At 31.8% G+C, this 13,239-nt stretch carries 10 protein-coding genes; 7 read left to right on the forward strand and 3 right to left on the reverse strand.

The genetic code is table 11. The features are described 5' to 3' along the window. Positions 1–136: 136 nt before the first annotated feature. Positions 137–535 (reverse strand): DUF4278 domain-containing protein, encoded by a 399-nt coding sequence (locus tag ACN4EE_RS08440; protein WP_431705983.1) that lies wholly within the window; start codon positions 533–535, stop codon positions 137–139. Between the two features lie 276 nt (positions 536–811). Here ACN4EE_RS08440 and ACN4EE_RS08445 point away from each other — a divergent pair, with 276 nt between their 5' ends. Continuing rightward, complete coding sequence (locus ACN4EE_RS08445) at positions 812–1,900, forward strand: CobW family GTP-binding protein (protein ID WP_431705984.1); 1,089 nt, start codon at positions 812–814, stop codon at positions 1,898–1,900. Between the two features lie 118 nt (positions 1,901–2,018). Here ACN4EE_RS08445 and ACN4EE_RS08450 read toward each other — a convergent pair whose 3' ends face one another. Then, complete coding sequence (locus ACN4EE_RS08450) at positions 2,019–2,831, reverse strand: TPM domain-containing protein (RefSeq protein ID WP_431705985.1); 813 nt, start codon at positions 2,829–2,831, stop codon at positions 2,019–2,021. Positions 2,832–3,188: 357 nt separating this feature from the next. Here ACN4EE_RS08450 and msrA point away from each other — a divergent pair, with 357 nt between their 5' ends. The 6 genes from msrA to ACN4EE_RS08480 all read left to right on the forward strand — a co-directional run bounded on the left by msrA (position 3,189) and on the right by ACN4EE_RS08480 (position 11,200). Next, entirely contained in the window at positions 3,189–3,848 is a 660-nt protein-coding gene (gene msrA / locus ACN4EE_RS08455) for a peptide-methionine (S)-S-oxide reductase MsrA (RefSeq protein WP_431705986.1), read from the forward strand. Positions 3,849–3,982: 134 nt separating this feature from the next. Next, positions 3,983–5,248 (forward strand): hypothetical protein, encoded by a 1,266-nt coding sequence (locus tag ACN4EE_RS08460; RefSeq protein ID WP_431705988.1) that lies wholly within the window; start codon positions 3,983–3,985, stop codon positions 5,246–5,248. Positions 5,249–5,257: 9 nt separating this feature from the next. Then, positions 5,258–5,599: a hypothetical protein gene (locus ACN4EE_RS08465; RefSeq protein WP_431705989.1), complete on the forward strand. Its 342-nt coding sequence runs from the start codon at positions 5,258–5,260 to the stop codon at positions 5,597–5,599. Between the two features lie 179 nt (positions 5,600–5,778). Further along, a complete protein-coding gene (locus ACN4EE_RS08470) occupies positions 5,779–7,377 on the forward strand; it encodes a sigma-70 family RNA polymerase sigma factor (RefSeq protein ID WP_431705990.1) in 1,599 nt (532 codons plus the stop codon). 79 nt (positions 7,378–7,456) lie between these two features. Then, positions 7,457–10,801: a helicase-related protein gene (locus ACN4EE_RS08475; protein WP_431705991.1), complete on the forward strand. Its 3,345-nt coding sequence runs from the start codon at positions 7,457–7,459 to the stop codon at positions 10,799–10,801. Between the two features lie 141 nt (positions 10,802–10,942). After that, positions 10,943–11,200 (forward strand): hypothetical protein, encoded by a 258-nt coding sequence (locus tag ACN4EE_RS08480; protein WP_431705992.1) that lies wholly within the window; start codon positions 10,943–10,945, stop codon positions 11,198–11,200. Positions 11,201–11,249: 49 nt separating this feature from the next. Here ACN4EE_RS08480 and nblS read toward each other — a convergent pair whose 3' ends face one another. Then, positions 11,250–13,166: a two-component system sensor histidine kinase NblS gene (nblS, locus tag ACN4EE_RS08485; RefSeq protein ID WP_458575031.1), complete on the reverse strand. Its 1,917-nt coding sequence runs from the start codon at positions 13,164–13,166 to the stop codon at positions 11,250–11,252. Positions 13,167–13,239 lie beyond the last annotated feature (73 nt).

Raw genomic sequence — 13,239 nt, forward strand, 5'->3', positions numbered from 1 at the left:
GTGATAAAAAAGTATTTTGCTCAAGGTAAGAAATAAGCGAGGAAGCATCTAAAGTAATGATTGAAAGAAGCAAAAGCTAATATGCACTAAAGTTTTCTTTGCCTACCTTCACCATTCCCTTTATATCCCCATAAAATTAATTCATTGCTAACAATTCTTGAGATTCTTTTCTCAACATCTCTAACAAATAATCATTGTGAGTTTCTTGCGCTATCTGCATTCTTCTCTCTAAATTGCGTCTGAGATTTTGTAAATGTACATCCTCTAGTTTTTTAGTTGTTTCAAAAGAGGCAATACGAGAATGGGGTGCGATCGAACTTACTACCGTTTCAGAAGGATAAAATACAGGGGTAGCATTAGGACAAGTGCTATAACTAACACCACGATAACTTAAGCCCAACTTCGGACGTAATTGAGGAATATGTTTAGGTAATTTGCCGTAAACATTACAACCTCTATATTTACCGATAATATCACCCTCTTTCATTTCTAATAAGGACGTTTCCGATCGATATTGATTGCCACGATATTTCATTTTCATCTTATTTACTCCTAAAATTTTAAAATTACTGTAATATTTATAAATTTGCTGATGTTTTATTTAAAAATAAATTATTTTTTTATCTTCTGTATCTATTTTTACATTTTTTGAGATTAAAGTAAATGAATTGTAAGGAAAACTTAAGAAATAAAAGTGTATTGTGATAGTAATTAGAGTTTGTTAAAATTAGACGAAAAATCACTCATTACTCATTATCATTTACAATAGTATGAAGATTGCGATTTGATTGGTTAACAAAAAATTTAGGTTATGACAACATTAGCACCAAAAACGACAAATACAATGGATGTACCGAAGCACGGTTTACCCGTCACCATCATTACAGGTTTTTTAGGTAGTGGAAAAACTACTTTACTCAACTATATTTTGCAAAATCAACAGGGCTTAAAAACTGCTGTGTTGGTTAATGAGTTTGGAGAAATTGGTATTGACAATGATTTGATTATCTCCAGTGATGAAGATATGGTAGAGTTGAGCAACGGTTGTATTTGCTGTACTATCAATAACGATTTAGTGGATGCTGTCTATAAAGTTTTAGAAAGAGATGATAAAATTGACTATCTTGTAGTAGAAACTACAGGTTTAGCTGATCCTTTGCCTGTGGCTTTGACTTTTTTGGGTACAGAACTTCGTGAGATGACAAGGTTAGATTCGATCGTAACTCTAGTGGATTGTGAAAACTATAGTCTTGATTTATTTAATAGTGAAGCGGCTTATAATCAAATTGCCTATGGTGATATTATTTTACTGAATAAAACCGATTTAGTCGATTCGGCGGATGTGGATTTATTGGAAGTGAAATTAAGAGATATAAAAGCCGATGCGAGAATTATGCGTACCTCAAAATCTCAAGTACCTTTACCCTTAATTCTCAGTGTGGGTTTATTTGAGTCTGATAAGTATTTTACTCCAGAATCTCACGATGATCACCATCACGATCACGATCATCATCACCATTGTACAGAAGATCACGAACATGATCATAGTTGCGGACATAATCACCACGATCACGAACATGATCATCATCATCACTCTGAGCATTTAGAAAATGATGGTTTTCTCTCGGTTTCCTTTGTCAGTGACAAGCCTTTTAATATTCGTAAGTTACAAAGTTTCTTAGATAATGAATTACCCGTTAATGTTTTTCGTGCTAAGGGTATTCTCTGGTTTCAGGAAAGTCCTGATCGACACATATTTCATTTAAGTGGCAAAAGATTCACTATCGAAGATGATGTGTGGAAATCAGGACAAAAAAAGGAAAATAAATTAGTTTTTATCGGGCAAAATATCGATGTCGATCGAATTAAGCAACAATTAGAACAATGTTTAATTAATTAGGAATGAGGAATGAGGAATGAGGAATTATCTACCGTGCTAATACAGGTATATCAGCAATCAAAACCATTAAAACCTTTGCCCTACCCCTTCCTCAGACTTTTTCAGCAACGCTCATTTATTATGTTTCGGAGGATGCTTGAGTATTGATTAAAGGAGAGAAATAGGCAACTAATGCGCCTAAAACAAAACCAATCACATTACGAAATAAAGGTAGCCATTCGGAAGTGCGAGTTACCACAGGTCCCATGCCGAAGGCAAAAAACAAAATTCCCCAAAGAGGAGAAATAATTAAAACCCATTGCCAAGCAAAAACCTGCCCCGGTTTTCGAGGTAATGCCGCTAAACCAAAAATTACTCCCCCCACGATCGATGTAATTAATGTTAAAATCCATTGTTCCTGTGGTAATCCGGGTACGACTAAACAGCCACCTTCTGCTAAACAACCTTTAACGGTGGTTAAGGCTTGTACGATCGAATTATTCTCTCCATTTTCTCTTACATAGTACATATTACCGAAACGAGTTTGTAATTCAATCCAAAAAGTACGGGGTAATAAATCATAAACATCATCCCCAACACTAAAAGCAAGTAAATTACCACCTCTACCATCAGCCACTAAGAGGATACTTTGTTCATCTAAATCCCAAAATTTGATCACCGCGCGTCCGGGGGATTGATCATACTGAGTTAAAACCCTTAATTTCCATCCTGTTTGTTGTTCAAAATTTTCAATATCTGTAATTAAAGATTCTTCTTGTAAATCAGGTAAATAATTAGCCAAATCAACCACTGGAGTAACTTCGGAGGGTAATAACTCAGGATTATTCACCGCATTAGCGCTACTGTAAGGAGTCAATAACCATGTGGACACAGAGATTAAACCAACAACAAAGAGGGTGAAAATTTTATTTACTAAAGGATTTTGTCTCATAATTCCGTGATCAATTTTTTTTAAATAAAGATTTTTTAATTTTTGTTACAAATATTAACCATTATTCTAACTGATTTAAGATACTTGGTTGCATGAATGACAAAATAAACAACATTCTTTTATAAAACATAAGTATTTTATTCTCAGAAATGAAATTAAGTTTCGATCGAAACTCCTCTGGAATTTCACCCTGTAAAACAGGCATCTTGCCTGTGTAGAATTAAATTAGTAGTATCTTGTTTTTGAATTTATTTTATTCCAAATGTTTTAAATTCCGTTTAACTCAAGATAATCCTTTATAATCAAATAAGAGCATCGCTCTCTATAACCAGACTGCAATTATACACAACGCAAATTATGTTTTTATTTGGACTTGGAGAAAAAAAATTAACCTTACCTACTAAGGAAGAAGCCTTACCCGGTAGAAGTACAAAAATGCCTATTCCGAAGCAACATTATGTCAATGGTAATCCCATGAATCCTCCCTATCCTGAAACAATGGAAAAAGCAATGTTTGGTATGGGTTGTTTTTGGGGCGCTGAACGTAAATTTTGGCAACTACAAAAAGGGATTTATATCACTGCGGTAGGTTATAGTGCAGGATTAACCCCAAATCCCACCTATGAGGAAGTTTGTAGCGGTAGAACAGGTCATAATGAAGTGGTATTAGTAGTTTTTGATCCTGATATTATCTCCTATGAAACCCTCTTAAAAGTTTTTTGGGAAAATCATGATCCCACCCAAGGAATGCGTCAGGGAAATGACAAAGGGACTCAATATCGATCGGGCATTTATACCTATTCTGAGAAACAAAAAACCCTAGCAGAAACATCAAAAACTCTATTTCAAAATGAGTTAAATAAAGCAGGTTATGGAGAGATTACCACTGAAATCATCTCAGCACCCGAATTTTACTTTGCTGAAGGCTATCATCAACAGTATCTAGCTAAAAATCCCAATGGTTATTGTGGTTTAGGAGGCACAAAAGTTTCTTGTCCTACGCTTGAGTTAAGATAACTTCCAAGATACTTAAAACTTTATTTTCTTTATAGAACAATACTTACAAGACATTTTCCGATGTCTTTTTTTTTATCCCCTTGTCATGTGCATAGTCTATGTGCATAATAGTAAATAGATTAATAAAGAAAATTATGGCTAGTATCAATATTTATATCAATGACTCCATGAAGGAGGAAATGGCTTCGGTGGAAGCAAACTGGTCTGAGATTTGTCGTCAAGCGATTACTATGGAAATGAGTAAGATAAAAGGCGGTGAAATCACCTACGATCGAAAAAACTTTGACATTGGTAATTGGGATTACTGTTCTTTTGAGGAGAATTTTAATAACGATAATGTTATTATTAAGCCTTATATTGATCACTCTGATCCCAAGTTACGCAATACCGTTAAAGTTGCTTCCCAATGGTTAGAAGAAATAAAACGAGAACTTTCGATCGCACGTTTAGATGGTAATTCCTTGGGGGAGTTTTTTCAGGGAGTGAGGAAAATAGAAGTACTCGAACCGGGAAAAACGTGGAAAACAGGCTATTTAAAGATTAATTATCACATTGATTTTTACTTTGAAGATGACACTTCCACCGATACCCTCGAAGGGGAAATAATCGAAGAAGTAAAACCATTAATTAATATCTTAAAACCCAAAGAGATCGATCGATCTTTACAACTGAAAGAATTAGAACATCGGGGAATTATCAGTGTGGATTTAGATTGTCAAACGGCACAAGATAAGGAAATACCAATAATGGATTCTGAGATATATATTCCCTTAAAAAAAGCCTTAGAAGAAAATTTTTCTGTGTCAAAATCCAGTTTATCGATTAAAAGATTTAGGCAATTATGGAAAGAGTGGTATGACCATCAATTATTATTAATTAATTCTGGATATATTGATGTAGAAATGTTTCTTGAAGAAGATGATAAACGGGAGGTAGAAATATCAGGTTATATTGATCATCAATACTTTCAATTAAGAAAAGAATTTTTTGATGATTTAGAACATAATCTCTGTGACTTTGGCTTTTTTGATTACGATATAGCCTATTTTTCTAGTTTCTTATTTGATCTATTTTATTTTACTCATAATGAAGATTTTAGTAACTTAAAACTTGATTTATTTGCTAAAGTTGATTTTCTCAATATAGACGAACTTCCCCATAAATCTGGTTTATATTTTATCAGAGAAAATAGTAATCTTTATGGTTTTGGCTTTACTCAAAATTTATATACACACTGGGAAAATCATAAATTACAAAAAAAAGTTAGTAAAAAGAAAAACCTAGAAATAATCTTTATAATCATTGATTCTCAGAGATATTTAGAAAAGATCGCCAAAGAATTTACTCCTAATTATCTGGAAAAAATAACTTTTGAAAATAACCCATTACTTAATAATTAATTAAAAATCATGAAATTTATCTATCAATTAATCGGTATTGCCTTAATGCTTTTAGGGGTTTATTTATTAGGAAAAAATATTATTTTCACCACTAATGCTAGTCCTTATTTTTGGCGTGGTATTGCCGCCGATTTATCGGTTTTTGCTTTAACAACAGGAGTTATTGGTTTATTTATGTTTCCTAGAACTGCTAAATTTTTTAGTTGGATTTTAATTGGTTTTGGGGTAGTTTTTGTTATTTATAGTAGCAGAGCTATTTTAAACCCTACCAGTTTGTGGCAATTTTTCTTATCAATTTGCTCAATGGTGGGGGGTTTTAAGTTATTGACCGATCGACAATTTGGCGGTTAAAAAATTAATATTTTTATACTTGCCTAATAATTAACATTTTGTTAGGTAAGTTATTTAAGATTTACACACCAATAACTATATTTTGTCATTTTGATCGTAGCGAAGGAATCTCAATACTCTGATTTTTGGTACAAGTGCGTAACTTAAATTATTTTAAATTGAACAAAAAAGAGGATAAAATGATGATAAAAGAAGAATTAAAAGTGAGGGATTTAGAGTTAATTAGTTCGTCTCAAGATATTGCTGATTTATTTCAAAAACTCAATTATACAGTTATTAATCAACCGCTTGATCTTGAAGAATTTAGTTTTTCTCCTGTTAATTATTATGCAATAAAAAAAGCCTCTTTAATTGCTAGTGAAAAAAACTCAGATTTACAAGTAGTTTTATTTGAATTAGATTATTCAACATGGACATCACCTAATATTTATTTACCCCGTATTGAATCTATTAGTAAACAAATTAGTAATCGAGCTTCTGATTTTTTAGTTATTGGTACAGTTGCCTATAAAAATTTAGTTTTTGTTAAGTCTTCAGGAAGATTTGATGATCATTATAACTTTAAAGTAGAAGTCAATACAACGGTGATTAATCTACAAAAAGTTGATTTAAGTATTTTACATTTTATTAAATCTTTAACTATCACTGAAAATGATCTCAATTTAGTGAATAAACAACAAGAAATAGCTATTAAAAATATTAATAGAGAACCCAAGAAAAGGAATAAATTATCAACTGATTCATTAGGCTGTTATCTTAAAGAAATCGGAAGGATTCCTAGGTTGACTCAAGAAGAAGAGCTAATTTTATCAAAACAAATTCAAGAGTTAGTATTACTTGAGAAAAAAAGAGAAATTTTAAAGAAAAAATTAGGTCAAGAACCAACTAAAAGTGAGTGGGCAGAATTTGCCAAAATTAGCGAAAAACATTTGGATATAAGAATCAGTCAAGGGGAAAAAGCGAAACGCAAAATGGTAGAAGCTAACTTGCGTTTAGTGGTTTCGATCGCTAAAAAATATTATTCTCCTAATTTTTATTTATTAGATTTAATACAAGAAGGTTCATTGGGTTTAATTCGGGCGGTAGAAAAATTCGATTACGAAAAAGGTTATCGTTTTTCTACTTATGCTTATTGGTGGATAAGACAAGCGATTACTCGTTATCTGTCTAATTATAATAGGGTTATTAGATTACCACTTCATTTATGGGAATATCAACAACAAATAAAAAAAGCCTATCGAGATTTAATCGCTAAAAATAAAGCTATTACGACAAATAATATTGCCAATTATTTAGGAAAATCAAAAGAAGAACTTTTAGAAAAATTTAGTTATTTTAACAATATTTTATCATTAGATCAAAGAATTAGAAATGAGGAAGAAGAGAATACTCTATTAATAGATTTTATTATAGATCAATCTCAAGAATATGAAGTCAATTATTGGAATGATACTGAATTTATAAAAAAAATTTTAAATCTAATTTCTGAACAACAAAAAAAAGTCCTTATTATGCGTTTTGGATTAGATGATAATGAGGAAAAAAGTTTACAACAAATTGCTAATATTTTGGGAGTTAGCCGAGAAAGAATAAGACAAATTCAAGATAAAGCTATGATTAAAATTAAAAAATTAATTGACAATCCAAAAGTTTTTTTGGAAATAGAGGAAGCAAAAATTAGAGAACAAAAAGAAAAACAGGAACAGCAAGAAAAAGAAAAATTATTAGCAACAATCAAATTGAATAATCAAAAAAATCAAGAATTAGTATTCACTTAGTATAAATAATACTTAACTTAATCCTTAATATTTTAATTTTTCAAAAACCTTTTTAGTTATTTTTAACGAATTAAAAATTATGAACTTACCTGATTATATTGATAATAAAAATTACACTCTTGAATTGGTTTTGGCTACCATAATTGTAGATAACAAGCAACTAACCCTTGATATAGCAACGGGTTTTTTCCGCATTGAAGCATGGTTAAAGTTAGAGTATCCTATGAATAAACTTAATTCTCTCCGTCTTCTCATCGGTAGAGATCCAGCTATTCGTCCAGCAGAGAGCGATCGCATCGATTTGTTAAAGTATTATAGAAGAACTTTACAACAACAATTAGAAGAAAATCCTTTTAATGTCAATTATAAACAACAAATCGATCGACTAATTGAGTATTTAGAACAAGATAAAATAGAGGTAAGATTATTCGGTGCATTAGGGGATAAAAATCAATTTCTTCATGCCAAAGCCTATATATTTGATGAGTATAGTATCGTTGGGTCATCTAACTTTACTCCATCAGGATTACAAGCTAATAGTGAATTAAATATTGTCAATAAAATAGGTGCGATCGCCCGTGATTTAAGAAATAATTGGTTTGAAAGATTTTGGCATGATGAAAGTGTAGATATTAACTATAAACAAAAATTAATTGATACTTTAAACGCCTCTAAATTTGGTAGTAAAGCCTATACTCCTTATCAAGTATTTCTCAAGGCATTATACGAATTATTCAAAGAAGATACCAACATTAGTGAGGGAAATATCACAGGAGTTGACTTAGCAGATTTCCAAAAAGAAGGATTCAAAAAAGCCATCAGACTGATGGAAAAACATCAAGGATGTATCGTTGCTGATGCCGTAGGTTTAGGTAAGACTTATATTGGATTGAGAGTGATTGAACATTATTTAATTACCGAAAGAAAACCCAATAAAATTCCCAAAGTAATGGTAATTTGTCCAGCCCAACTAAGGGAATTAGTATGGCGAAAAAAACTAGATGAATTTGGCTTAAAAGCAGATATTATTTCCCATGAAGAAATGGGGAGAAAAGAATTTAATTTTAACCGTTATTCCTATTATGATTTAATGGTTATTGATGAAGGACATAATTTTAGAAATATTGGTACAAATCGTTATAATAATCTCCTTAAATTAGTTAATAGTGGTAACAGAAATAAGAAAATATTAATGTTAACAGCAACTCCTATTAATAATAGCGTTTATGATCTCTACCATCAAATATTAATCTTAGCTAGAGGCAATGAAAGTTATTATCGAGAATACGGAATTAGTAACTTAAACGGTTATTTTAAAGCCTTACATCAAGGCAAAACAGAAATCACCGAATTGTTATTTCAAACGATGGTAAGAAGAAGCCGACAGGATGTTATTAGAAGACAAGAAGCAGGAGAGGAAATTATTATTGCAGGTACAAAAATTCATTTTCCCAAAAGAGAATTAGAAAGATTTACCTATAACTTTGAAGCCGAATATCAGGGTTTATATATTGGCATTGCTAACAGCATCGATCAACTAAATTTATCACCCTATAATATTAAATCATTTAAACTAAAAAAAGTTAAAACCGATGAAGCAGAAATAAAAAGAAATTATGCGTTAGTCAATCTGCAAAAAGCACTCTATTTAAAAAGATTTGAAAGTAGCTTAATCGCCTTTAAAAAGACAGTTACTAACCAAAAACAATTTCAAGAACAATTCTATCAATTATTAACAAAAGAAGGGAAACTATTAGATAGTAAAAACTTTAGAAAACTAATCTTTGCCCTTGAAGATGAAGAAGAAAATACAACTGTAACTGATATAATGGAAGAACTCGAAGAAATTAATCCTAAAGAATACAATTTATCAGAATTACAACAACACATAGAACATGATTTGAAATTACTTAATCAAATATTAGAACAAATTAACACCATAGAAAATAATACCTCTAAATCTTTAAAGAAAGAAGATAAAGATTCCTCTAACTTCTCCCTTATTAAAGAGGATAGAGAGGGAGTCATACCCCATTATGATGAAAAATTAAAAGCATTTAAAAAGTTATTAATTAAACTAAAAGGGAAAAAAATATTAGTTTTTAGTTATTATAAAGATACCGCTAAATATCTCCATAAAGAATTAATAAAAGATCAACATTTCCTGAATCAATTAGATAATCCTAAAATTGATATTTTGACAGGAGATAGCAGTAGTCAGCAAAGACAAGAAAAAGTTAACCGTTTTGCACCTAAAGCTAATCTTAGCAACGATAATCCCCAACAAAAACTGGAAGAATTACAGCAATTATTACAAAATCCCATCGATATTTTAATCTGTACAGATGTGTTGTCAGAAGGGCAAAATTTGCAGGATGCTGGAATATTAATTAACTATGACTTACACTGGAATCCAGTACGCATGATTCAACGGGCTGGAAGAATCGATCGACTTGGTACAGAATATGATACCCTCTACATATATAACTGCTTCCCCGAAGAAGGATTAGAGGAGTTATTAGGTTTAGTCAGAAGATTACAAGAAAGAATTGCTACCATCGATCGAGAAGTCGGATTAGATGCTAGTGTATTAGGAGAGATAGTAACAGGCAGAAGTTTAGAACAATTAGAGAGACTAAAAAAAGCCGATACAGACGCAGAAAAACAGGCTATTTTAGAAGAATTAGAAGCCGAAATCGAGTTAGTATCCCTCGATGAGATGAAATTACCTTTAATTGAATTTATCCAACAAGTTGGACAAGAATTAGTAGAAGAAATCCCATTGGGTATTCATAGTACCAAAAACTTAAATATACCTGACAAAAACTTTAAGGAAGGAGGACTTTTTCTAGCGTTTAAATCCGATGATAAACACTTCTGGCAACTATTCCCTCGTCTTAATGGTTCGATCGTCACCGATGAAGATAAAATGATTACAGATAAACGAAAAATATTTAACTATCTTAAATGTAATCAGTCCGATTATTCTAACCCCGATGATTTACCACCAGTGGCTTTTGACAGTGCTATTTTTCGAGTTTTAGAAAGTGCCGTTGACCAAATCTTAACCTATTTTAAGAAACAACAGACTGCTAGAAAGGTAAAACCATCTTTAAATAAAACTTTAACAACTATTGTTAACCTCCTGAAAACACCTGATTTAGACATAGATAATCAGAATCTTATTAAAGATATTTTAAAAGTTATTGACAATATTCCTTTAAAAAGTTTAGATAAAGAAATAAAAAAAATATGGGCTAATTTAAAACAACATAAAACTCCCAATATTTTGGTAATAGAATTAAATCAACTTTTTACCGATAATGGTTACTATGATGAAATTGAAGAGCAGGAAAATCCGATTAAAATAATTAAAAAAGAGGATATTCAATTAGTTTGTTATCAGTGGTTTAAACCTCAATAAAAATTTTATTTTATAAATAGCATTATCTAAAAAGTTTGATCGATTATAATTTTATCGTTAAACAATATTAATTCATAGTTGAGCAAAAATTAAAGATGCAATATTATGTATGCAATATAAAATAATTAACAACGAAAGAAAATGCCTACCAGACACCTTAAATTAGACGATTTACGCACCCTTAACTCCCCTGACAATATTGCTTCTATTTTTCAACAATTAGGCTATAATGCTTCGGCTAATGCCCTTGATATTGCTGATTTAGAATTATCCCCTCGCAATCAAGAAGCTGTTAACCAAGCCCATCTTGTCGCCGACAAAAGACAAAGCGAGTTACGAATTATTCTTTTCCAAGTTGCTGATCGATCGAACTTCTCCAACAGCTTACGATTTAGATAGATTAGAAGCCATCGCACCTACCCCCATCAAAAGACTTTTTCAACACTTCCTATTTACTATAAATTGGTAAATCAAACCAAAAAGTTGTACCTACTCCTACTTCACTGGTTAGGTGAATACGGCTATTGTGTTTTTCTGTAATATTTTTGACGATCGAAAGTCCTAACCCCGTACCTTCTAAGGTGTGGACTCTGTTTTCTACTCGGAAGAATCGATCGAATATAGCCTCTTGGTCTTCTGGTGCAATACCGATACCCGTATCACAAATTTCTACCCTCACATGGGAAATTTCTTTAGTATTTTCGGGATTAACCTTGACAGGATATGCTTTCACCGTTACTTTTCCTCCTTCTAAAGTGAATTTTAAAGCATTGCCCACTAAATTAGTAAAAACTTGTAAAAGTAAATCATAATGTCCCCAAATAGGAGGTAAATCAGGGGTTATTTCTTGAGCTAATTGAATGTTTTTATCCCTAGCATTAAGTTGATAAGTTCTTAAAGTTTGTTCGATCGGTTGGGCTAAATCTAAAGGAGTAAATTCATAACTTTTACTAGACTCTAAACGAGATAAATCTAACACATCATTTACTAATCTGGTAAGTCGATCGGTTTCATTATTTGCAGTTTGTAAAAACTCTAATTTTTCTGCTTCCGTCAAGTCATCACCATATTCAAATAAAGTTTCGATAAAAGATTTTATATTAAATAAAGGGGTTCTTAATTCATGAGAAACATTACTAATAAATTGACTTTTCGCCTCATTTAATTCAGCTTCTTTTGTTATATCTTGTACAGTCATTACAATTCCTTTGATGTTTTCCCTATTTTGATCTAATACTTGAGTTAATAAAATTCTAAAAATATGTTGATTAGGAGAGCTTAAAGTAATGGTAAATTCTCCCCTTGTGGGTAAAAAATTAGCGTGATTTTTGTCATCTTCTAAATGCTCTTCATGGGAAATATTTGTTAAAGGAGTTTTTAATTGTTGAGTCACTTCTAAAGGCAAATATTCTAATAAATCTTCTCCAATAATATGGGTATTTTCCCAATTAAACATTCTTCTGGCTGCAGGATTTACTAAGATTAATTTTAGTTGTGAATCTAGTAAAATTGCCCCGTCTGCAATGGTGGAAACAAGGGTTTCTAATTTAGCCTTTTCAGCAGTTAATTCTTCGATATTTTGCTCTTCATATTTCTCTAAAATTTCCGCCATATCATTAAAATTTAAAATTAATTCTCCTAATTCTCCGCCTAGGGGTAAATCAATTCTTTGTTTGAAATTTCCTGCGGCAATATTTTTCACTCCTAACAACAATTCTTTGATAGGTTGAGTAATGGTTAAAGCGTTAAATACTCCCCCTAAAATCACCATCGCCCAAATGGAAATAAATACCGCAATAGTAACATCCCTAGTCAAGTTAGAAGAAGCCACAACGGTAGGATTCGGATTAATACCAATCGCCAAAACTCCCAAATACTCCTTATTATGGGATAAAGGGACAAAAACATCCGTAACAATACCATTTGGAGTTAAATGTTGTCTAACTACGGGAATCTTCGCCTTGGGGTTATAGTCTTCGGGTAACTCTAATTTTCGTTGAATTGTCAGGGAATTTTTAACTTCATTTTCAGAGAAAGGAATACCGAAAAAAATATGTCCTTTTTCATCCGCATAAATCATATATCTGACACTGGATGTGCTATTAAAAAAACGTCCCGAAAATCGGGCGACTTCTGTGAGATTATCTTCGGCAATCAGGGGGGAAACATTACTAGCTAAAAGCAACCCTAAATCTCTCCCAAAACGAGTATCATTCATTTGAGCATCCTGCTGAATGGAATTGACAGCCCAAAATGTTAAGCTACTCATAACCAACGACACTACCAAAGTAGCGATCGCCATTAATTTTGTTTGGAGGGTAAATTCTGACCACCAACGCGCGATAATTTCTTTTAATACTTGCACCGTGAATAATTTAGTAATGGATAGTAAATAAGAAGACAGGGAGGGGGAAGAGGGGGAAGAGGGGGAAGAGGGG

Source organism: Geminocystis sp. CENA526 (assembly GCF_050753365.1).
Taxonomy (GTDB): domain Bacteria; phylum Cyanobacteriota; class Cyanobacteriia; order Cyanobacteriales; family Cyanobacteriaceae; genus Geminocystis.